This is a genomic window from Mesorhizobium sp. M0243 (assembly GCF_040321775.1).
Lineage (GTDB): Bacteria > Pseudomonadota > Alphaproteobacteria > Rhizobiales > Rhizobiaceae > Mesorhizobium.
In genome coordinates this window covers 108,771-130,353 of the sequence record NZ_JAMYSF010000008.1, presented here as the reverse complement: position 1 = coordinate 130,353, position 21,583 = coordinate 108,771, and the positions used below count along the sequence as shown (strand labels likewise).

Annotated in this window: 24 protein-coding genes; 13 read left to right on the top strand and 11 right to left on the bottom strand. The window is 63.1% G+C overall.

The genetic code is table 11. From position 1 onward, the window contains the following. Positions 1–74: 74 nt before the first annotated feature. The 5 genes from rpoN to NKJ11_RS13245 form a co-directional block, all read right to left on the bottom strand. Positions 75–1,601 (bottom strand): RNA polymerase factor sigma-54, encoded by a 1,527-nt coding sequence (rpoN, locus tag NKJ11_RS13265; protein WP_128303209.1) that lies wholly within the window; start codon positions 1,599–1,601, stop codon positions 75–77. Positions 1,602–1,924: 323 nt separating this feature from the next. Beyond that, positions 1,925–2,743, bottom strand: a complete 819-nt coding sequence (lptB, locus tag NKJ11_RS13260; protein WP_013529586.1) for an LPS export ABC transporter ATP-binding protein — start codon at positions 2,741–2,743, stop codon at positions 1,925–1,927. Continuing rightward, a complete protein-coding gene (locus NKJ11_RS13255; RefSeq protein ID WP_023812537.1) occupies positions 2,743–3,324 on the bottom strand; it encodes an LptA/OstA family protein in 582 nt (193 codons plus the stop codon). Before NKJ11_RS13255 ends, lptB begins: the two co-directional genes overlap by 1 nt. Continuing rightward, positions 3,311–4,024 carry an LPS export ABC transporter periplasmic protein LptC gene (gene lptC, locus NKJ11_RS13250; RefSeq protein WP_128303210.1) on the bottom strand — a complete coding sequence of 238 codons (714 nt, stop codon included), beginning with the start codon at positions 4,022–4,024 and terminating at the stop codon, positions 3,311–3,313. The genes NKJ11_RS13255 and lptC overlap by 14 nt, the downstream gene beginning before the upstream one ends. Before the next feature lie 336 nt (positions 4,025–4,360). Further along, entirely contained in the window at positions 4,361–4,555 is a 195-nt protein-coding gene (locus NKJ11_RS13245; protein ID WP_127296383.1) for a hypothetical protein, read from the bottom strand. Positions 4,556–4,722: 167 nt separating this feature from the next. Between NKJ11_RS13245 and sppA the strand changes: the two genes are divergently transcribed. The 4 genes from sppA (at position 4,723) to lhpI (ending at position 7,486) form a co-directional block, all read left to right on the top strand. Further along, positions 4,723–5,679, top strand: coding sequence for a signal peptide peptidase SppA (gene sppA, locus NKJ11_RS13240; protein ID WP_023812535.1), 957 nt, complete (start codon positions 4,723–4,725; stop codon positions 5,677–5,679). An 82-nt stretch (positions 5,680–5,761) separates the two neighbouring features. After that, positions 5,762–6,046, top strand: a complete 285-nt coding sequence (locus NKJ11_RS13235) for an integration host factor subunit beta (protein WP_056111776.1) — start codon at positions 5,762–5,764, stop codon at positions 6,044–6,046. A gap of 56 nt (positions 6,047–6,102) precedes the next feature. Beyond that, positions 6,103–6,483: a LapA family protein gene (locus NKJ11_RS13230; RefSeq protein ID WP_023812534.1), complete on the top strand. Its 381-nt coding sequence runs from the start codon at positions 6,103–6,105 to the stop codon at positions 6,481–6,483. A gap of 37 nt (positions 6,484–6,520) precedes the next feature. Further along, entirely contained in the window at positions 6,521–7,486 is a 966-nt protein-coding gene (gene lhpI, locus NKJ11_RS13225) for a bifunctional Delta(1)-pyrroline-2-carboxylate/Delta(1)-piperideine-2-carboxylate reductase (RefSeq protein ID WP_023812533.1), read from the top strand. On the opposite strand, the gene NKJ11_RS13220 is transcribed toward lhpI, so the two are convergent. The 3 genes from NKJ11_RS13220 to NKJ11_RS13210 form a co-directional block, all read right to left on the bottom strand. Then, positions 7,483–7,920, bottom strand: coding sequence for an EVE domain-containing protein (locus NKJ11_RS13220; protein ID WP_023812532.1), 438 nt, complete (start codon positions 7,918–7,920; stop codon positions 7,483–7,485). The genes lhpI and NKJ11_RS13220 overlap by 4 nt on opposite strands. Beyond that, a complete protein-coding gene (locus NKJ11_RS13215) occupies positions 7,917–8,312 on the bottom strand; it encodes a VOC family protein (protein ID WP_128303211.1) in 396 nt (131 codons plus the stop codon). Before NKJ11_RS13215 ends, NKJ11_RS13220 begins: the two co-directional genes overlap by 4 nt. A gap of 74 nt (positions 8,313–8,386) precedes the next feature. Continuing rightward, a complete protein-coding gene (locus NKJ11_RS13210; RefSeq protein ID WP_128303212.1) occupies positions 8,387–9,076 on the bottom strand; it encodes a helix-turn-helix transcriptional regulator in 690 nt (229 codons plus the stop codon). A gap of 135 nt (positions 9,077–9,211) precedes the next feature. On the opposite strand from NKJ11_RS13210, the gene NKJ11_RS13205 reads away from it, so the two are divergent. The 6 genes from NKJ11_RS13205 (at position 9,212) to olsB (ending at position 16,215) form a co-directional block, all read left to right on the top strand. Continuing rightward, a complete protein-coding gene (locus NKJ11_RS13205; protein WP_352440855.1) occupies positions 9,212–10,306 on the top strand; it encodes an RsmD family RNA methyltransferase in 1,095 nt (364 codons plus the stop codon). After that, positions 10,303–11,160 carry a TrmH family RNA methyltransferase gene (locus NKJ11_RS13200; protein ID WP_013529576.1) on the top strand — a complete coding sequence of 286 codons (858 nt, stop codon included), beginning with the start codon at positions 10,303–10,305 and terminating at the stop codon, positions 11,158–11,160. The genes NKJ11_RS13205 and NKJ11_RS13200 overlap by 4 nt, the downstream gene beginning before the upstream one ends. A gap of 13 nt (positions 11,161–11,173) precedes the next feature. Next, complete coding sequence (gene lspA, locus NKJ11_RS13195; protein ID WP_352610182.1) at positions 11,174–11,716, top strand: signal peptidase II; 543 nt, start codon at positions 11,174–11,176, stop codon at positions 11,714–11,716. A 57-nt stretch (positions 11,717–11,773) separates the two neighbouring features. Beyond that, a complete protein-coding gene (acuI, locus tag NKJ11_RS13190; RefSeq protein WP_128303215.1) occupies positions 11,774–12,763 on the top strand; it encodes an acrylyl-CoA reductase (NADPH) in 990 nt (329 codons plus the stop codon). Between the two features lie 137 nt (positions 12,764–12,900). After that, positions 12,901–15,159 carry a response regulator gene (locus NKJ11_RS13185; RefSeq protein WP_352793479.1) on the top strand — a complete coding sequence of 753 codons (2,259 nt, stop codon included), beginning with the start codon at positions 12,901–12,903 and terminating at the stop codon, positions 15,157–15,159. A gap of 180 nt (positions 15,160–15,339) precedes the next feature. Further along, on the top strand, positions 15,340–16,215 hold the full coding sequence (gene olsB / locus NKJ11_RS13180; protein ID WP_352610380.1) for a l-ornithine N(alpha)-acyltransferase: 876 nt from the start codon (positions 15,340–15,342) through the stop codon (positions 16,213–16,215). 128 nt (positions 16,216–16,343) lie between these two features. On the opposite strand, the gene NKJ11_RS13175 is transcribed toward olsB, so the two are convergent. Then, on the bottom strand, positions 16,344–16,976 hold the full coding sequence (locus NKJ11_RS13175) for a trimeric intracellular cation channel family protein (protein WP_352610176.1): 633 nt from the start codon (positions 16,974–16,976) through the stop codon (positions 16,344–16,346). Between the two features lie 112 nt (positions 16,977–17,088). Beyond that, entirely contained in the window at positions 17,089–17,724 is a 636-nt protein-coding gene (gene grpE, locus NKJ11_RS13170; protein WP_352610173.1) for a nucleotide exchange factor GrpE, read from the bottom strand. 239 nt (positions 17,725–17,963) lie between these two features. Here grpE and NKJ11_RS13165 point away from each other — a divergent pair, with 239 nt between their 5' ends. The 3 genes from NKJ11_RS13165 to NKJ11_RS13155 all read left to right on the top strand — a co-directional run bounded on the left by NKJ11_RS13165 (position 17,964) and on the right by NKJ11_RS13155 (position 19,790). After that, complete coding sequence (locus tag NKJ11_RS13165; RefSeq protein WP_352610170.1) at positions 17,964–18,164, top strand: hypothetical protein; 201 nt, start codon at positions 17,964–17,966, stop codon at positions 18,162–18,164. A gap of 97 nt (positions 18,165–18,261) precedes the next feature. Then, positions 18,262–18,639, top strand: coding sequence for a hypothetical protein (locus NKJ11_RS13160; protein WP_023812522.1), 378 nt, complete (start codon positions 18,262–18,264; stop codon positions 18,637–18,639). Between the two features lie 128 nt (positions 18,640–18,767). Continuing rightward, positions 18,768–19,790: a fatty acid desaturase gene (locus tag NKJ11_RS13155; RefSeq protein WP_023812521.1), complete on the top strand. Its 1,023-nt coding sequence runs from the start codon at positions 18,768–18,770 to the stop codon at positions 19,788–19,790. A gap of 117 nt (positions 19,791–19,907) precedes the next feature. On the opposite strand, the gene NKJ11_RS13150 is transcribed toward NKJ11_RS13155, so the two are convergent. Next, entirely contained in the window at positions 19,908–21,512 is a 1,605-nt protein-coding gene (locus tag NKJ11_RS13150; RefSeq protein WP_128303220.1) for a GMC family oxidoreductase, read from the bottom strand. Positions 21,513–21,583 lie beyond the last annotated feature (71 nt).

Sequence of the window (21,583 nt, the reverse complement as noted above, 5' to 3'; positions counted from 1 at the left end):
CTCATGCGGGCGGGCTTCTAGCCACTTCACCGCGGCTTGTCAATGAAGTGCCGGCCTGTGGAAAATCGACCCGCTCAGCGCCCGGCGCTGGCCATCGCCCGTTTCTCGCGTCGGCGCTGCACCGAAGAGGGGATATTCATGCCTTCCCGGTACTTGGCGACCGTACGCCTTGCAATGTCGACGCCACTTTCACGCAACATGTCGACGATTGCGTCGTCGGAAAGCACGTCGACGGGTTTTTCCTCGTCGATCAACTGCTTGATGCGGTCACGCACGGCTTCCGAGGAATGCGCATCGCCGCCGCCCGAGGCGGCGATCGAGGCGGTGAAGAAATACCGGAGCTCGAACACGCCGCGCGGCGTCAGCATGTATTTGTTGGCTGTGACCCGGCTGACCGTCGATTCGTGCATGCCGATGGCGTCGGCCACCGTGCGCAGATTGAGCGGCTTCAGCTGCCGCACGCCATGGACGAGGAAGGCATCCTGCTGGCGAACGATTTCCGAGGCGACCTTGAGGATGGTCTTTGCCCGCTGGTCGAGGCTGCGCGTCAGCCAGTTTGCATTCTGCAGGCATTCGGCCAGAAAATCCTTTTCCGCCTGGTTCTTGGCCTGCGGTGAGACCTGGGCGAAATAGATATGGTCGACCAAAACCCGCGGCAGCGTTTCGGCATTGAGCTCGACCGTCCAGCTGCCGTCATTGGCCGCGCGCACCTCGACATCGGCGACGATCGCGTCGCTGGCGCCGCCCGAAAACGCCATGCCCGGCCGGGGATCGAGCGCCCGGATCTCCGCCAGCATGTCGAGCAGATCCTCCTCGTCGACACCGCAGATCCGTTTCAATGCGTGAAAATCACGCCGTGCCAGGAGTTCGAGATTGGCGACCAGCGCCTTCATCGCCGGATCGAGCCGGTTGCGCACCGCAAGTTGCAGCGACAGGCATTCGGCTAGGTCGCGGGCAAACAGGCCGGCCGGCTCGAAGGTCTGACACACCGCCAGCACCTTCGCGACGGCGGCGGCATCCGCACCGAGACGAACGGCGATCTCGGCCAGGTCGGCACGCAGATAGCCGCTCTCGTCAAGGCCGTCGGCGAGTTCGGCGGCGATCAGCCGTGCAGCCGGATCGGCGAAGGCTAGCGCCACCTGTTCACCGACATGGTCGCGCAGCGTGATCACAGCAGTCGCCATATCGCCCGCATCAAACCACTCGGATGAGGAACCCGCGCCATTGCCCGAAGCCGACTTCCATTGTGCCGTCAGGTCGGGACCGAGCCGCTCGCTGGTGCCCGGGTCGTCGGGAAACAGGTTTTCCAGCGACGTGTCGAGCTTGTCCGAGATCGCCTCGGCGCTCCACTGCGTCTCGTTTTCGAACCAGTCGCCTTCGGCGGTGGCTTGCGGCTCCGCCTCGATCTTCTGCGCCTGGTCGCTGGCGGCATCGTCCTGCGGCTCGGCGCGTTCCAGCAGCGGATTGCGCTCGATTTCCTCGTCGATGAAATGCTCAAGCTCGACATGGGTGAACTGCAGCAGCCGAATCGACTGCATCAGCTGCGGCGTCATCACCAGCGACTGCGATTGTCGTAGCTGTAGTTTGGCCGCCAACGCCATGGTTCGGTTTCAAACGCCTCGTCTACGCATCCCGACTTCCGGGCAAGAATTTTGCAGCCGGCCATAAAAACTGGCCCGGCTTTTGCTTGTCAAGGCAATTGGTAGCAAAACGCGCTTACCGGAGCGTTATCCCGGAGCAAAATCGAGAAAAAAGCGCCGCGCGAACCGCAAAAATCGTGTCAGGAAACAAATTTCACGCTCAGAGCAATTCCAGGAAAAGTGTGAAACGGTTTTCCCGGAAAAGCGCATAGCGCTTTCCCTTGGGAATTGCGTCAAGACGAAAAGACGGAGGGGATTGGCGTTTTCCATGAACGACGAACCGTTCAGAGCGTAAAACCCTCGCCGAGGTAAAGTCGCCGCACATCCGGGTTTGCCACCACTTCGTCGGCCCTGCCATGGGTCAGCACCTGGCCGGCATGGATGATGTAGGCGCGGTCGATCAGGCCGAGCGTTTCGCGCACATTATGATCTGTGATGAGGACGCCGATGCCGCGCGCTGTCAGGTGGCGCACCAGTTGCTGGATATCGGCGACAGCGATCGGATCGATGCCGGCGAAAGGCTCGTCGAGCAGCATGTAGGCCGGACGCGTCGCCAGCGCTCGCGCGATTTCCAGGCGTCGCCGCTCGCCGCCCGAAAGCGACATGGATGGCGCCTTGCGCAGATGGCTGATGTGGAATTCCTCGAGCAGTTCGTCGAGATTGCGCTCGCGCACCTTGCGGTCCTTTTCGACCACTTCCAGCACCGCGCGGATATTCTGCTCGACATTGAGCCCACGGAAAATCGACGCTTCCTGCGGCAGATAGCCGATGCCGAGGCGTGCGCGACGGTACATCGGCATCGACGTGACGTCGAAGCCGTCGATCTCGATCGTGCCTTCATCCACCGGCACGAGGCCGGTAACCATGTAGAAACAGGTCGTCTTGCCGGCGCCGTTGGGGCCGAGCAGTCCAACGGCCTCGCCGGCGCGCACGCCGATGGTGACGCCGCTGACGACCTTGCGGCCCTTGTAGCTCTTGGTCAGCCCCTTGGCGATCAGGGTTCCCTTGAACTTTCCCGCATCGACGGTCACCGTGGCCGGCGCCGAAAGCTTGCCGGCGGCCCGTCCCGGAAGACGCGCCGTCAACGACGACAGGCTGGCCATCAGGGGTTCGTCGCTCCCGATTTCGGCGGCGGCGTGATCGACATCTGGACGCGTTGCCCAGCACATGGATCCACCTGAGCCAGTCCGCTTTTCATCTGCACCGTAAGCTTGCAGCCCACCAGAACATTGTCGTTTTGCGACAGAACGACCTTTTTGCCCGAAAGCACCAGCACCTGGCTCTTCATATCGAAGCTGCCTTGATCGCCGGTCGCGACCTGCGCATCCGACTTGATGTAAACCTTGTCGGAGATCTCCAGGTGATCGATGTTGGCCGAGCCCGTCATCGCCGCACCCGCGGCCTCCGTGCCCTTGGCAGCGGCGTTGGGGTCCTTGACGTAGTAGACCGTCATCTTGCCGGCCTTCATCAATGTCGGCCCCTGGACGACGCTGACATTGCCCGTGAAGATGGCGACACTGTCGGCCTGGCGGACTTCCAGCTTGTCGCTCTCGATCTGGATCGGCTTGTCGCCGGACAGTTTGAGGCCTGATTGACTGGTCGTCTGCGCCCATGACGGCACGAGTCCGAGCAGCAGCAACGCTGAAGTTGCAGCCGCGAGCCGCGTCGAACTACTGAGCCGCATTGGTTTCTCCGCTGTTTCCCTGTGCCGCCTTCAAGGCGGCGGAATCGATGTTGACGCGCACTTTGTTCTCGAAAACCAGAACCTTGCCATTGTCCTGGACCGACATCGTATCCGCCGTGATCCGCGACCCGCCACGGCTAACATCGACAGGATCTCCCGTCTTCATAGTGCCTTTGCCCATGTCGAGGAAGACCGATTTGAACTTGGCCTGCATGCCGTCGGTCGTGGTGATCGTCACGTCGCTGGTCAGGTTCATCGTATTGCCGTCGCGATCGTAGGTGCCGTGCGAGGCCTTGACCGCCGCCACATTGTCGGGCGCGATCGGCACCTTGGCGTCGATGCCTTCCAACTCGATGATACCTTGCGTGCTGACATCCTGAATGGCACGCAGCGCCGTCATCGAATAAGGCTGCTTCTGCTTGGTGAAACCGTTGAGCTTGGGATTGGCCATCACCAGCTTGCCGTTGGAAAAGGCAGTGCCTTCCGCCTGAACCTTCACGGCGACGGGTGCGGCGAGATAGGAATAGACCGGGAAAGCGACCGCTATCAGTGCCGCGGCCACTGGCACGGCAAATTTGAGAACGCGCACGCGGCGCGAATGACGCTGTGCACGGTCGAAAGCATCGCCGCGCGTCCGGCCGTCCGCCGGGGGAGCCAACACCGCCTCGGCGTTGGTTGGTTCAATAGGTCGCGCTAACATTCACTGCTTTCTTCTAACCCTGCCCGCCCTTGAGCACCGCCTATAGGTGGGACGCCGGCGCTTTCAAGCAAGCACAAGCCCACGAAAACTGCAAAAGTGTGACAACCGCCTTTGTACAGACGAAAACGAAGTCCGCACAACTGCGTGTTCTCCATAGCAGAAACAGACACGCGGCGTAAAATTTATCAGCGCCTGTCTCGCCGCCCGACCTCGCGGTAATTGCCCAAAAACGTGAGGGGAGATGTCGGATGCCCCGCCTGGCCAGCCTGGCCGATCGTGTATGCGGCGTTGCCGATCACGTCGGCGGGACGCTTTTGGCTTTAGATCCGGTCGGCGTCAGGCCGCCTTCCTCTGTATGAGACCAACAAGAACGGTGCGCATTCCCGAATACGATGGGCTGCCAATTTTCACTTCCCAATCAGTGTTGCGTTTCCGAGGGTGCTTCACATTACGCAACGCTTGGCGGAATGTGTTCGGGTCGACGCCTACAGTTCGAGCCATATCTTCGGCGGTTGTGTGTTTGGCGATCATGAAATCTCCTATGCCTTTTGCCGGTATATAGGGCGTTTGCGCAACTCGGCCAAAGGATTAGCCGTTTGCGCAAACTTCAGACTGAGACACTGCCGGAAAGAGAACTGCTTCCCGATGAGAGGATCATGGTCTAAAAGCGTCCCCTTCCGCCGACTGAAAGGCTGACCATGGCACTGAGAGCCGACGACCTGATCGACCGCCGCCGTTTGCGGCGCAAGCTGACATTCTGGCGCGTTGTCGCCATAGGCATCGTAGCCCTTGGGGTGATTGCGCTTTCAACCTGGTTCTATGGCGACGATTTCGGCGGCTCGACGGTCGACCATATTGCCAAGGTCAAGATCGAAGGCACGATCACCGAGGACGAGGAACTGATCAAGCGCCTGGAAACCATCCGTCTTTCATCGAAGGTGAAAGGGGTGATCCTGTCGATCGATTCGCCTGGCGGCACCACCGTTGGCGGTGAATCGATCTATGAAGAAGTGCGCAAGCTGGCCGCCGACAAGCCGGTGGTGGCGGAAGTCGGCACGCTCGCCGCATCGGCGGGCTATATGATCGCCAGTGCCGCCGATCACATCGTTGCCCGCAAGACCTCGATCGTCGGCTCGATCGGCGTGCTGATCCAGTATCCCGACGTCAGCGGCCTGATGGACAAGCTCGGCGTCAAGCTGGAGGAGGTGAAATCCTCGCCGCTGAAAGCCGCGCCCTCTCCCTTCAAGCCGACCAATGACGACGAGCGCGCCATGGTTCGCAAACTCATCCTCGACAGTTACAACTGGTTCGTCGACATCGTCGCCGAACGCCGCAAGATGACCCGCGAACAAGCGCTGGCGCTTGCCGACGGCTCGATATTCACCGGGCGCCAAGGCGTTGCCAACGGGCTGATCGACGCCGTCGGCGGCGAGGCCGTAGCGGTCGACTGGCTGGCCACCAAGGGCGTCGATGCCAAGCTCAAGGTCGTCGAGTGGAAGGATACCGAACGGCGCGGCAGCTTCCTGTTCTCGAAAGCGATGGCGCAAACCATCGGCAGTGCGCTCGGCCTGCCCGCCTACAGCGGCGACGTCATCCATGAACTCGGAGCGGACCGCTTGTTTCTTGACGGTCTCGTTTCCGTCTGGCACCCTTGAGACGCCGTTTGGGGCAAGTGAAAAAAGCAAATAAAATCATCCTCATAATTTTGACCGCACTGCTTTCACGGGGACCCGTCTCATGATCAAGTCCGAACTTGTGCAGATTATTGCCACGCGCAATCCGCATCTTTTCCTGCGCGACGTCGAAAACATCGTCGGCGCCATCTTCGATGAAATCACCGACGCCCTTGCCGACGGCAACCGGGTCGAGTTGCGTGGCTTCGGCGCTTTTTCGGTGAAAAATCGTCCCGCCCGCACCGGCCGCAATCCGCGCACAGGCGAATCCGTCGAGGTCGAGGAGAAATGGGTGCCGTTCTTCAAGACTGGTAAGGAACTGCGTGAAAGGCTGAACGGCGGCAAGTAGGCGCGACGTCAGCGCCTGACGGCCTTCGGACAGGCCAGCTTCCGACGGAAAACATCATGTTCAATCGCTTCATGCTCATCGCGATCTTCGTGCCCCTGGCGATCATCCTGATCGCACTCGCCGTTGCCAACCGCGAACTGGTCGCCTTCACGCTGGATCCGTTCAACCCCGGCAATCCGAAGCTGACCCTGACTTTGCCGCTGTTCATCTTCCTGTTCCTGGCACTCGCCATCGGCATGATCGTCGGCAGCCTGGCAACCTGGGTCAAGCAGGGCCGCTATCGCAAGCTGGCGCGCCAGCGCGGCGTCGAGGCCGAGAACCTGCGCCAGGCGGTCAGCCGTGCGCCGGCGGTATCACAAAGCCAGGCTCCGGGAACGGCCCCAGGCTCCGCCCACGGGTCCGCCCAAGGGTCCGCATTGCCGAAGCCGACCGCTTGAACCGCCTGTTGGCGGTTTTGTCCCCACGGAGTTTTGCATGCTGACCATTTCGGCCGCAGAGGTTGACCATGCCCTGAGCTTTGCCAGGCTGGTCGAGACGCTGCGCATGGCGTTTCGCGACGGTGCGGTGCAGCCGGTCAGGCATCATCATACGATCGAGCGGCCAGATGGTGCCGCCTCCACCCTGCTTTTGATGCCGGCCTGGACCGATCTCAACGCGGCCGGCACGTCGGCCGGCGGTCACGTCGGCGTCAAGATCGTTACCGTGTCCCCCGACAACAATGCCATCGGCAAGCCGGCGGTGATGGGGCTCTATCTCCTGCTCAATGGCGCCACCGGCGAACCCGAGGCCTTGATCGACGGCCAGCGGCTGACACAGTGGCGCACCGCCTGCGCTTCGGCGCTCGCGGCCTCCTATCTCGCCCGCGACGATGCCTCGCGGCTGCTGGTGGTCGGCGCCGGCGCGCTGTCGCCCTTCCTCGCCAAGGCGCACTCGGCCGTACGGCCGATCAAGACCATCCGCATCTGGAACCGCACTCCGGCCAATGCCGAGAAAGTCGCCGCCGACCTGCGCGCCGAGGGTTTTGCAGCCAGCGCGGCGAGCGATCTCGATGCCGAGCTTGGGCAGGCCGACATCGTCTCCTCGGCGACGATCACCACCACGCCGTTGATCAAGGGTGCGCTGTTGCAGCCGGGAACCCATGTCGACCTGGTCGGAGGCTTTACGCCGACGATGCGCGAGAGCGATGACGACGCGATCAGGCTTGCCCGCGTCTATGTCGACACCCGCGCCGGCGCCACCAAGGAAGCCGGCGACATCGTCCAGCCGCTGGCCTCCGGCGTGCTGAAGCCGGAAACCATCGTCGCCGATCTGCACGAATTGGCGCGCGGGCAGAAGAAGGGTCGCGAGAGCGCCGGTGAGATCACGCTGTTCAAGTCGGTCGGCGCGGCGCTCGAGGATCTTGCCGCCGGCATTGCCGTCTACAAGGCGATGAAGACTTAATTCGCTGCCGCAGCCGTTTTGGCGCCCATCGCCTCTGCGATCAGAGCAAAATCGGCCGCGCTGACCGAAAACAGGCCAAAGCGAAGCTGATAACCCCAGTTCGACTTGCCGACGGTGAATTCGAGCTTGTCGAGCAGCGGCTTGATCGGCGCTTCCTCGGCCTTAGCCCACGCAACATCGCGGCGGAACGGCGTGAAGCCGGCGCCCATATCGCCCTGATAGGGCCCGCCTTCCCGCACCGTGCCGATCGCGGTGAAGGCCTGCAGGCCATCTTTCTCGCCCAAAACAGTGGTCGGCGAATAGTAGACGATGCCATCGCCTGGCTTGACGCGACGCAGCGGTGCCGCCTTGCCGTGATTGACCTGCATGAAGCCGGCTGCGCGACCCCGCCGGACATGTTCGGCCGATGCCACCGCGATCCAATACGCGCTCATTTCTGGTCACCATCGGCTTGTGCGCCGTCGGACAGCCAATAGACGCGCAGGCGATGATTGTCGGGATCGAGCGCGACAAAAGTACGGCCGAAATCCATGTCGGTCGGCGTCTGCAGGATTGTCAGCCCGCGCCCGGACCAGTCGGCATGGGCGGCATCGACCGCATCGGGCGTATCCAGCGCAAACACGATTTCGGCGCCACCGCCTGACGTGGCGGCTGCCGGCTCCACCGTATGGCGCGACCACAGGCCGAACTTGAAGCCGGCATCGAGCACGAACAGCACGAAGGTCGGCGAACTTTCGACCGGCTGACGGCCGAGCAGCGCGCTGTAGAAGGCGCCGCTCTGCTGCGGCTGGTCGACATAGAGGATGACGAAATTCGGGGTGGTCATGTCTGCTCTCCAAGGTTCAGCGTTTCGACTTGGCGAACATAGGATGCGCTACTGTCAGTTTCTGGCAGTAGCCGTCACGAACCACGCGACGTGTCGAGCGTTGCCCGCCATTCCTTGAGCAGCGCCTGGCGACGATGGGGATAGCGCGTATCTGTTGCATGGAGTTCGGTAATGCGATCGGTGCGAAAATGCCGGAAATCGTGCCGCATCTCGCACCACGCCACCACCACCCGCACCTTGTCGAAGAAGCCCAGCGCAAATGGCCACACGACACGCTCGGACGCAGCGCCGCCAGCGTCGCGGTAAAGAAAGCCGAGCTTGCGCTCGTTGCGGATGGCCTGCCGTACGAGGCCAAGGTCGATGGTCTCGATGGCCATGGCGGGAGGGCCGACCAGCAGTGTGCTCGCGTCGAGATCCTCGCGCAGATCGTCCGGCAGGACAGCCGCGATCTTGGCCAACGCGTTGGCAGCGGCGGCCGAAAGACGCTGGTCCGGCTGCTTGGCGACCCAGCGCGAGCCGAGCACGATGGCTTCGATCTCCTCGTCGCTGAACATCAGCGGCGGCAGCATGAAGCCGGGCTTGAGCACATAACCGACACCCGCCTCGCCCTCGATCGGCGCGCCCTGGCCCTGCAGCGTGGCGATGTCGCGGTAGAGCGTGCGGATCGAAATCCCGAGTTCATCGGCCAGCGCTTGCCCGCTCACCGGCCGGCGATGCCGGCGCAGGCACTGGATCAGGTCGAGCAGGCGTTCGGAGCGGGACATCCGGTAGATTTGCCTGTTTCTTTGACATTGGTCCATCGCGGCCAACCTGAACCGGAGAGGCCGACCTGTCGGACTTGGTTGCGAAGCCGGTTGCCCTATGTCAAAAGCGGCCACCCCGTTCGGAGTTGCCCCCGCTTGAAGTCTTTTCGCGACAAACGCCGCGACAACCGTCCACATCCATCCGCGAAGGGTGCGGCGGACGTGTCGCGTCCGCGTCCCGGCCAGGCTCCCGCCAGACCGGAAGCGCCACCGCGCGAGCGCCATGAGGCGAAGACGGAAAGTCGTTCCGAACCGAACTCGGCGCCGCGCATCCTGGCCCGCCGCGAAGGCGCTCTGCCCGCCGAACATCTTCCCGTGATCCTGGAAGTGGCGCCCAATGCCGATTATGCGCTCCTCGACAGCGGCACCGGCCAAAAGCTCGAACAATATGGCCCCTACCGTATCGTACGGCCCGAGGGCCAGGCGATCTGGCAAAAGGCCTTGCCGGCAAAGGAATGGGAGCGCGCCGACGCCGTCTTCACCGGCGACACCGACGAGGAGGGTATCGGCCGCTGGCGTTTTCCCAAGCTGCCACTCGGCGAGACCTGGCCGATGAAGCATGACGGCATCGACTATCTCGGCCGTTTCACCTCGTTTCGTCATGTCGGCGTCTTTCCCGAGCAGGCCTCCCATTGGGATCACATGGCCGGGCTGATCGCGGCGGCGAAGCGGCCGGTCAAGGTGCTGAACCTGTTCGGCTATACCGGTCTCGCCTCATTGGTGGCGGCTCGCGCCGGGGCCGAGGTCACCCATGTCGATGCCTCGAAGAAGGCAATTGGCTGGGCCCGTGAAAACCAGGAGATGGCCGGCCTCGGCAGCAAGCCGATCCGCTGGATCGTCGACGACGCGGTCAAATTCGCCGAGCGCGAGGAGCGTCGCGGCAGCCGCTACGACATCATCCTGTTCGACCCGCCGGCCTATGGCCGTGGCCCCAAGGGCGAGGTCTGGCAATTGTTCGAGGACCTGCCTGATTTGACCGAACTTTGCCGGGCGATCCTGACGCCGAAGCCGCTTGCCGTGGTGCTGACCGCCTATTCCATCCGCGCCTCCTTCTTCGCCATCCACGCCTTGATGCGCGATACGTTTGCCGGCATGGGCGGCAAGATGGAATCGGGTGAGCTGATCATCCGTGAAAAGTCCGCCGGCCGGGCGCTCTCGACCTCACTGTTTTCGCGTTGGGTGGCTGAATGAACGAGCGGCATGCAGGCGCACCTGGCCAGGTGAAGGAGGTCACCAGCCTCGCCAATCCGCTGGTCAAGGACATCAAGGCGCTCGCGCAGAAGAAATTCCGCGACCAGCAGAACGCCTTCATGGCCGAAGGGTTGAAGCTGGTTATCGATGCGCTCGATCTCGGCTGGCAGATCAGGACGTTAGTTTTCGCCAAGGCAGGGCGCGGCAATGCGGCGGTGGAGAAGGTGGCCGCACGCACGGTTGCCGCAGGCGGCATGGTGCTAGAAGTGTCGGAAAAGGTGCTGGTCGCCATCACCCGCCGCGACAATCCGCAAATGGTGGTGGGCGTCTTTTCGCAGAAATTCCTCGCCTTGAAGGATGTGCGCGCCGACAATGGCGACGTCTGGGTGGCGCTCGATCGGGTACGCGATCCCGGCAATCTCGGCACCGTCATCCGCACCGTCGATGCCGTCGGCGCCAAAGGCGTCATCCTGGTCGGCGATACCACTGATCCATTCTCCGTGGAAACGGTGCGCGCCACCATGGGTTCGATCTTTGCCGTGCCGGTAGCCAAGGCGACGACCGAGGCTTTCCTTGCCTGGCGAGGCGGCTTCTCAGGCCTCGTCGCCGGAACCCACCTGAAAGGCGCCGTCGACTACCGCTCGGTCGATTTTTCCCGCGGGCCCGTGCTGCTGATGATGGGCAACGAGCAGCAGGGGCTGCCCGAAAGCCTGGCTGCGAGCTGCGACAGGCTGCTCAGGATTCCGCAAGCGGGCCGTGCCGATTCGCTCAATCTGGCCGTCGCCACCGGCATCATGCTGTTCGAGATCCGGCGCGGCGCGCTGAAGCTCGAGCCAATCCTGGACCAGCAATGAAGGTTGCCTGCCCGTGAGATCATGGACTCCCTACGCACTGCTCGTCGTCGCGGCCATCGCGCTCGACCAGTGGATAAAGTACCTGGTCGAGGCCGGTCTGCCTTTTCAGGAAAAGGTTGATCTGTTGCCCTTCCTGGCGCTGTTTCGCACCTACAATACCGGCATCGCCTTCTCGATGTTCTCATCCTTCGGCGACACCGGGCTGATCGTCATTTCGCTCGCCGTCGTTGCCTTCGTGCTGTTCCTGGCGACGCGGATCGCGCCGTCCCAGATCCTTGCCCGCACCGGCTTTGCGCTGATCGTCGGCGGCGCGCTCGGCAACCTGATCGACCGCGCCGTCTACGGCCACGTCATCGACTACATCCTGTTCCACACGACGGTCTGGTCGTTCGCCGTCTTCAACCTTGCCGACGCCTTCATCTCGGTGGGCGCGGCACTGGTCGTCTTCGACGAGCTGTTCGGCTGGCGGCGCGAGCCCGGGCCGTCCAACGCCAAGCCTTCCAAAGCCATGCCTTCCAAGGCCAAGTCTTCGAAGGCCAAGTCTTCGAAGGATTGACCCCGTGCCGCCATCGCCGCACAGTTCATGTCGCCAAACACGATCGCGGAGAAAGACATGTCCGAAACCTTCAAAGCCATCCTCGTTTCGCGTGACGCCGAGAAAAAGCAGTCGGTAACCGTGACCGATCTCACCGACGCCGACCTGATGGAAGGCGATGTCACCATCGCGGTCGAGGCAACGACGGTGAACTACAAGGATGGCCTGGCGATCACAGGCAAGGCGCCGGTGATCCGCCGCTGGCCGCTGGTGCCGGGCATCGATTTCGCCGGCACCGTCATCTCGTCTTCCCATCCCGACTGGCGCGCCGGTGACAAAGCCATCCTGAACGGCTGGGGCGTCGGCGAAACCCATTTCGGCGCCTATGCTGGCCGCGCCCGTGTCAAAGGCGACTGGCTGGTGCCGCTGCCGCAGGGCATCAGCCCGCATGACGCGATGGCCGTCGGCACCGCAGGCTATACCGCCATGCTCTGCGTCATGGCCCTGGAGCGGCACGGCATCCTGCCCGATCGCGGCCCGGTGGTGGTGACGGGGGCGGCCGGCGGTGTCGGCTCGGTCGCGGTCTCGATCCTGTCCAGCCTCGGCTACCATGTCATTGCTTCCACCGGCCGCAATGCCGAAAGCCCCTATCTGATCGACCTTGGCGCCGCCGAAGTGATATCGCGCGACGAGCTTGCCCAGCCGGCCAAGCCGCTGGCCAAGGAGCGCTGGGCCGGCGGCATCGACGCAGTTGGCAGCCACACGCTGGCCAATGTGCTCTCGATGACCTCCTATGGCGGCGCGGTCGCCGCCTGCGGCCTGGCCGGCGGCATGGACCTGCCGACCAGCGTCGCGCCCTTCATCCTGCGCGGCGTCTCATTGCTCGGCATCGATTCAGTGATGGCGCCGAAAGCAGTCCGCCTCGAGGCATGGCGCCGCATCGGCACCGACCTCGATCTTCAGAAGCTCGCCAGCCTGTCCAGCACCATCGGGTTCGACGGCATCGTCGATGCCGCGCGCGACATCGTCGACGGCAAGATCCGCGGCCGCGTCGTCGTGGATATGTGACTCCGCCCAACTGCCGGAAGGGATGGAATCGCCAGATCTGCGGCAAACCCGCCGCGCCTCGGCAAAAAGCGCTCATCCGCTAAAATTCGAACGATCCGCCGCAATTTTCCATAATCTCTGTCTGGCAAGGATTTCGCATGATCGCGGAATCCGGCAGCCAACAGGCGGACACTGGCGACGACGTCGATGCGGTGCTCCCGCCGGTGGTGCCCGAGCCGGAATTCTCCAGGCGCGAAAGCCTGCCCTTTCTGACATTCGTCGCCATCGTGGTGGTGGCCGGGCTGGCGCATCTGACCGGGGCACCAATCTTCATTAGCGTCGCATTGCTGGCAACCGGTCTTGCCGGTCTTGCCCTGCATCTGCGCGCCAGGCGGAGCGAACATCGCACCTCTGCCCTTCTTGACGAAACCACTGCCCGCAGCCGCGCCGAGATCGAGACGCTGGCCGACCGCATGTGGGAGATGCAGGAGAGCGATGAGCGCTTTCGCGGCCTGATCGACGCGCTTGGCGATCTCGTCATCCATCGCGACCGCGATGGCTACATCGTCTATGCCAACAAGGTCTTCGCCGATCTCGTCGAGATCGACCAGCGCGACCTTGCCGGCAAGACCCTGGCAGAACTGGGCATCGAGGTCGGCATGGTTCCCGATGCCGCCTTTTCCGACCATGAGTGCCTGAGTTCCACCGATGTCTCTATCAGCACGCCGAGCGGGCAGCGCTGGTTCTCCTGGATCGAACTGTCGGTGCGCGACAAGGACAGCGGCGCGGTTTCGCACCGCGCCATCGCCCGCGACATCACCGCCCGCAAACGCGCCGAATCCTCGCTGATCACCGCACGCGAACGGGCCGAATATGCCAGCCAGGCCAAATCGCGCTTCCTCGCCACCGTCAGCCATGAAATCCGCACCCCGATGAACGGCATCATGGGGATGGCCAGGTTGCTCGCCGACACCAGCCTGTCGCCGGAGCAGCAAACCTATGTCGGCGCGGTCTCGACCTCGGCCAGCGCATTGCTTGCCCTGATCGAGGATCTTCTCGACTATTCCAAGATCGAAGCCGGGCGTTTCGACCCCGAGCCGCAGCCGATGTCGGTGCGCGAGATCGCCGACAACATCATCGAATTGCTGGCAGCGCGGGCTTTCGCCAAGGATATCGGGCTGGGTTGCCATGTCGAACCCGACGTGCCGCAATTGATCACCGCCGATCCGGGCAAGGTGAGGCAGGTGCTTCTCAACCTCATCGGCAACGCCATCAAGTTCACCGACAGCGGCGGCGTGCTGGTGAGCATAGCATGCGCACGCACCGAAACCAGCGACCGCATATGCTTCACCATCGCCGATACCGGTCCGGGCCTGCGTGATGCCGACCTGGAGCGCATTTTCGAGGAGTTCGAGCAGGCCGACGGCACGTCGACACGCACACATGGCGGGGCCGGCCTCGGCCTTGCCATCTCCAGACGCCTGGTGGCCGCCATGGGCGGCACGATCTCGGTATCCAGCCGGCTCGGCCAGGGATCCGAGTTCGTCTTCGAAATCCCTGCGATAGCGGCCACCGAAGCGCCGCAGGGCCACCAGAATGCTCTCTCGGGCAGACGCGCGGTGATCCTGTCGAAGAACGCCGTCGAGGCCGACGCCATCGCCCGCACCATCCGCGCCAATGGCGGCGCGGTCGACATCGCCACCACTGCCGCACAGGCCGCGCCTTTCGCCGCCGGCTGCGATGCGATCCTGGTCGATGCAGCGATGGAAGAAGGCGACGGAAGGCTGCTCAAGCGCCTGCGCCAAAGCGGTTTCTCCGACTGTGAGGCGATCACGCTGATCGCGCCGACCGATCGCGGCATGCTTGGCGAGTTCCGAGCCAGCGGCTACGCAACCTTCCTGGCCAGACCGGTGCGTGGCGGAACACTTCTGCGTGTGCTGTTGAGCAGCCATGCTCCGAGCCTCGGCCCGCCGCAGCCGGAAAGGCGCGGCGCGCCGACGCTGCGCGCCGTCGGCAACCGCCAGCGCGGCCTGTCGGTGCTGATCGCCGAGGACAATGACATCAACGCCATGCTGGCCCGCGCCACGCTGCTGAAGGCCGGGCATCGCGTCAAGGTGGTCGGCAACGGCAAGGCCGCCGTCGAGGCTGTCACCGGCGCCGCGCACAAGGACCGCTTCGACGTGGTCTTGATGGATCTGCACATGCCGGTCATGGACGGGCTGGACGCGATTGCCGCCATCCGCCGCCATGAGGAAGAAAGTGCAGTGCGGCCGGTGCCGATCATGGTGCTGTCGGCCGACAGCCAGGAAAAGACCCGTCATGCGGTGTTGGCCCATGGCGCCAGCGGCTTTGTCACCAAGCCGCTCGACCCCGAGGCGCTGGTCAATGCTGTCGAGGGGCAGGTCGTCGCGGCCTGAGCTTTCCACCGTCATTCGGCACGGGCGATCACTTAAACGTAGCCGGTTGATCGTATTCGCCAGCCGACGAAGTATTGCCCATGACGTCGTATCACGGTACTGTCACAATCCTGTTGCACCTACACCGTATCCCCGTGCCAAGAGGGATGGCTCGAAGGAGAATCACTCGTGCATACAGTTATGCCGGAATGTGACACTCGGCCGAACGCCAGCAGCGCCTTGCTTGCCGGACGTAACGTCGATTCCGTCATAAAGGGCGCTGCGCTGGGCCGTATAGGCAATCTTGAAGTGCGGCTCGCTCGCAACGAGGCCGAGATCGCGGCCGCGCAGGAAGTGCGCTACCGGGTGTTCTACGACGAACTTGGCGCCAGGAAGGACCTGTTCCAGGCCCATGACCGCCGGGACGCCGATCGGTTCGATCCGCTCTGCGACCATCTGCTGGTTTTGGACACCACGCTTTCCGGTCCCGAACATCGCCGCATCGTCGGCACATATCGGCTGCTGCGGCAAGAAATCGCGGCCACGGCCGGTGGCTTCTATTCCGAAGGTGAATTCGAGCTGACCAAGCTCATCGCCCGCCACCCCGGCCAGCGTTTCCTTGAACTCGGCCGCTCCTGCGTGTTGCCGGAATACCGCTCGAAGCGCACCATCGAGGCGTTGTGGCAAGGCATCTGGGCTTACATCAATCATTACGAAATCGGTGTGATGACCGGCTGCGCGTCCTTTAACGGCACCGTGCCGGCAGCGCATGCCGAGGCGCTCACCTACCTCGCCCACCACTGCCGGACGAACTCGGCCTGGGACGTGCGCGCGGTGTCCGGGCGCTATTGCTCGATGGATCTGATGCCGATCGAGGCCGTCAATGCCAAGGCGGCGATCGCCGCGATGCCGCCTTTGGTCAAGGGCTATCTGCGCGTCGGTGCCCGCATCGGCGATGGTTGCGTCATCGATCGCGAATTCTCGACGGTCGATGTGTTCGTCGTGATGCCGGTCAAGGAGATCGGCGCACGCTACGTCAACTATTATGGCGGCGAAGCCCAGCGCTTCGCGGCGTGAGATTGAGTAGGCAGTAGGCAGTAGGCAGTAGTGATGACGCCACGATTAAGCTCCTGTGACTACTGATTATTCCCTATTCCCTATTCCCTATTCCCTATTCCCTATTCCCCATTCCCTATTCCCTCTCTTCACGGAATATCTTCCGGCCGCCTGCCGGGTCGGCTCTTGTAGGACGGAAACGACCAGCCGAATTTGAGCGCACCACCGCGCACGAGGAACGCCGCCGCAAAACCGGCGAGGTCCGAGGCGAGCGGCGGCAGTCCGGCAAGTTCGCCAAGCGTGTAAAGGCCGGCACCCGCAAGGGCCGCCGTAACGTAGATCTCGGGCCTGAGCAGCACAGATGGCTCGCCGGCAAGGAGATCACGCAAAATGCCGCCGAAAGTGGCGGTGAGCACGCCGGTGATGACGGACACGACCGGCGAGCCTGTAATCGCAAGCCCCTTGGCCGCGCCCATCACCGAAAAAGCGGCGAGCCCGACGGCGTCGAGCCAGAGCAGCCATTTCCAGCGCGATTCGACACGATGCGCGCCGAAGAAGACCAGCACCGCAACCGCGGCGCAGACCAGCACATAGCCGGAGTTGGCGACCCAGAAAACCGGCAGGTTGAGGATAACGTCGCGAAGCGTGCCACCGCCTATCCCGGTGACGCTGGCCAGGAACAGGAAGCCGATAATGTCGAGTTGCTTACGCGAAGCCGCCAGCGCCCCGGTCGCCGCGAAGACGGCGACACCGGCATAATCAAGAAGCGCGATAGGGTTCATGAGGCCAAGGCAGTAGGGATTAGGGATTAGGCAGTATGAATAGCACGAAGCCGCGCGATGATACGACTGCCCTAGTTTCCTACTGCCTACTGCCTACTGCCTATTCCCTGCCTCACGCATCTTTCTCGGCCTGTTCGTTCACCGGCCCCGGCTCGACCGGTGCTTCAGCGGCGGCGAACTTTGGCCCGCCCTTGGCGACGCCCACCATGGCCGGGCGCAGCACGCGGTCGCCGATCGAATAGCCCGGCTGCACGACCTGGACCACGGTGTTGGCCGGGACATCCGGATTGGGCACTTCGAACATCGCCTGGTGGAAATTGGGATCGAACTTCTCGCCTTCAGGCGCGAGCTTCTTGACCCCATGCCGTTCCAGCGCCGACAGCATGGCGCGCTCGGTGAGGTCGACGCCTTCGATCAGCGCCTTGAAGCCGGCGTCACCCGATGCCTTGGCCTCGGCGGGAATCGCATCCAGCGCGCGGCGCAGATTGTCCGACACCGACAACATGTCGCGGGCGAAATTCGCGACCGCGTAGGTGCGCGCATCGTGCACATCGCGCGCCGTGCGGCGACGCAGGTTTTCCATCTCGGCCGCCACGCGCAGCGCGCGGTCCTTCAGCTCTTCATTTTCCTTCAGCAGCCGCACAAGGGCTTCATAATCACCGTCGGTGCTGCCTTCCGTGCGCTCGACTGTGGGCTCGGTCGCCTCGACTTCATCGGGCGCGCGTTCGTCTTTTGCCTGGTCGCTCATCGCCGTTTCCCGTCAATCTCGAATGATGTGGATTTTGTGCCCGATATCGATGTTTGGCGGCCAAAAATCAAGGGGTAAGCGACTATGGAAGCCGCCGGCCAAGGCCGGGCAATGACAGGCAAGACATTTCGACTTTAATTCAAATTTTACCTTAACCGCCGGCTTTGCTTGCCACACAGGCATGATGGGGGAACCATTCTCTTGCTGCAGGAGTTTCGAAGCCGAGACAGGATTTTGAGATGATGACCCGCAACATGGGCGAACAGACAGAGGGGCTGGCCATCGAGATCAGGCGCCAGTTCGGCGCCGAGGCGGTGACCCGCTTTCTGCGCACCTTGCCGGCCTTCCGCACCGAGGCCGACATCCCCGACCGGCTCAGAGAACTGCTCGACCGCCTCGATGGGGCGGAGCGCGGTGACATCGGCTGGCGCCGGCCGTAACGCAACAATCGATCTTGGCAGCAAACCTCCTATCGGCAATAGCCGTGGAGAGCCGAACCATCTAAGGATAGATGGGTTGGTTCAAATGGAGGACGTAATGCGCAAGGTTTCGATTACCTCATCGCTGATGGCGCTTGTCGGCCTCGGCGCCATCACCTTGGCGGCCTTTCCGGCACAAGCAGACAATCTGCAGCTGCAATTGGGCAAACATGGCCCGCGGCTGAAGCTCATGGAAGATTGCGACCCCGCCTACGACGATTGCGAAGGTCCCCGTCGCGACGATCGGCGCGACCGGCGTCAACGAGGCTGCACGGAAGACCGGGCTCTCGACAAGGCAGAGCGAATGGGCATCCGCCGCGCAAGAATTGAGTCCATCGGCCGCCGGGAGATCACGGTCCGCGGCAGACAGGGTGGCGACCGCGTGCGCGTGACTTTTGGCACCGAGCGCGGCTGTCCTATCCTCGATCGCGAATAGCGGTCGACGTCATCAGCAGGTTGAGCTGGCGGTTGGCTGGCTCGACCGCCAAGCCACGCGACAATTACGCACAGTAATTTTGCGTGATGTTGCCTTGCGGCGGCGAAGCACCGCGCCTATGCTTCCTGATGAACATGATTTCCCCTGAGGCGGTGGCCAACAGCAAGCGCGCCTGGCTGAAGATTCTCGCCCGCTACAAGAAGCCCGACAGGCGGCGCAGCGCCGTCGAACTCGCCATCACCCTCATTCCATTCGCCATACTCTGGGGACTGTCCTCGGCGGCTTATGCCTATGGCCATTGGTGGGGACTGGTCCTCATCCTTCCCGCGGCCGGGTTTCTGGTGCGCATCTTCATGATCCAGCACGACTGCGGCCACGGCTCCTTCTTCGCCAATCGCTACGCCGACGACTGGATTGGCCGCGCGCTCGGCATCCTGACGCTGACGCCCTACGATTGCTGGCGGCGTGCCCACGCGACGCACCACGCCAGCGCCGGCAATCTTGACGAACGCGGCATGGGCGACATCCGGACGCTGACCGTTGCAGAATACCGGCAGATGTCGTGGCGAGGCCGCCTCGCCTACCGTCTCTATCGCCACCCGCTGGTGATGTTCGGGCTCGGTCCGATCTGGCTGTTCATCTTCGAGCAAAGGCTCCCCGTCGGCATGATGCGCGGCGGCCTGACCCCTTGGGTGTCGTCGATGACCACCAATCTTGGCATCGCGGTCGCAGCAGCCATCCTCATCTGGTTCGTCGGCCCGGGCGCTTTCCTGGTGGTCCACCTGCCGATCGTCATCCTCGCCGGTTCGGCCGGCATCTGGCTGTTCTACGTCCAGCACCAGTTCGAGGAAACGGAATGGGCGAAGGATGCCGACTGGGAATTCCAGCACGCTGCCCTGCACGGATCGTCCTATTACGATCTACCGCCGGTGCTGAACTGGCTCACCGGCAACATCGGTGTCCATCACGTCCATCATCTCTCCGCCAAGGTGCCGTGCTACCGGTTGCAGGAAGTGCTGCGGGATTATCCCGAGTTGCGCGACATCGGCCGTGTCACGCTGCTCGAAAGCTTGCGCTGCGTCAAACTGGCATTGTGGGACGAAAACCGCCGCAAGCTGGTGTCGTTCCGCGAGGCACGGGCGGCGGCTTAAGCAATTCCAGGAGAAGTTTGAACGGTTTTCCAGGGAAAGCGCGTAACGTTTTCCCTGGGCAATTGCGTCATAACAAAAGGACCGCCGCGCTATGGGCGCCGCGGCCTGGAGCTCCGATCAGGCAGCCCTGATCATGTCGGCGGCCTTTTCGGCGATCATGATGGTTGGGGCATTGGTGTTGCCACCAATCAGTGTCGGCATCACCGAGGCGTCGACGACACGCAAGGCTTCAAGCCCGCGCACCTTGAGTTGCGGATCGACCACCGCCATCTCGTCGACTCCCATCCGACAGGAGCCGACCGGGTGATAGACCGTGTCGGCGCGGGTACGGATATGGGTCATCAGATCGGCATCGCTCGGCTCGCCGGCGATGTGCATTTCCTTGTGCCGGTAGCGCGTCAGCGCCGGCGAAGCCAGCACCTGCCGGGTGATCCTCACGCCTTTCAGCAGCAGTTCCGCATCGCGCTGGTCGCCGAGAAAGCGCGGATCGATGCGTGGCGCGGCAAATGGATCGGCGCTGGCCAGCCCAACCTCGCCACGTGAGTGCGGCCGCAATATGCAGACATGACAGGAAAAACCGAAGCCGTAGTGCAGCGTGCGCGCATGGTTTTCGACCAGGCCGATGACGAATTGCAGCTGCAGGTCAGGGCGTTCAAGCGCCGGGTCGGATTTGACGAAAGCGCCGCTCTCGGCCGCCGGCGAGGCGATCAGCCCGGTTCCATCCCGGCGCCACTGCGCGATGTGCCTGAGGAAACTCAACGCGCCGCGCGGGCTCATGCCAAGCATATCGGTGTCCTTCGATCTCCAGCCGACGATGAAATCGAGGTGATCCTGCAGGTTCTTGCCGACGCCCGGCAATTCGTGGACGACGGGAATGCCATGCACGGCAAGTTCGGCCGCCGGGCCGATACCCGACAGCAACAGAAGCTGCGGCGAACCGAAGGCACCGCCACAGAGGATCACCTCGCGCGACGCCTGTGCCACTGTCTCGCCTTTGCGTGTCCGGTAGCGGATGCCGGTGGCGCGCTTGCCGTCAAGGACGATGCCTGTGGCGTGCGCCCGCGTGACCACGGTCAGATTGGTCCGCTGCATCACCGGATGGAGATAGGCGGCGGCAGTCGAACAGCGCTCGCCATTACGGGCGCCACCGGCAAACTGGGTCACCTGGAAATAGCCGGCGCCCTCTTGTTCCGGTCCGTTGAAATCGTCCGAGGCGCGAATCTGGTTTTCGGCACAAGCCTCTATGAAGGCCTTGGCGATCGGCCTCGGCGAGCGCTGGTTCGACACTTTCAGCGGGCCGTCCCCGCCATGCAACGCATCAGTGCCGCGCTCATTGCCCTCGGCGCGCCGGAAATAGGGCAGCACCTCATCCCACGACCAGCCCTCGCAGCCTAGATTTGCCCATTCGTCATAGTCGCTGCGATGGCCCCTGACATAGAGCATTGCATTGATTGCGCTGGAGCCGCCCAGCGCCTTGCCGCGCGGCTGGTAGCCCTTGCGGCCGCCAAGACCTTGCTGCGGCACGGTCTCGAAGGCCCAGTTGTTGATTCTGGGCCGGCCGGAAAGCATGCTGATAATGCCAGCAGGAGCGCGGATCAGCATATCCCTGCCCTCGCCGCCAGCTTCGATCAGGCAGACCGTTTTCGATGGATCTTCCGAAAGCCGCGCGGCAAGCGCACAGCCGGCGGACCCACCGCCGGCTATGACATAGTCGTAACGCATGAAGACCCCTCCCCGATCGTCCACGGATTTCCATCCGGATTATCAAGAAAAGGCCTGAACACGACTGATGT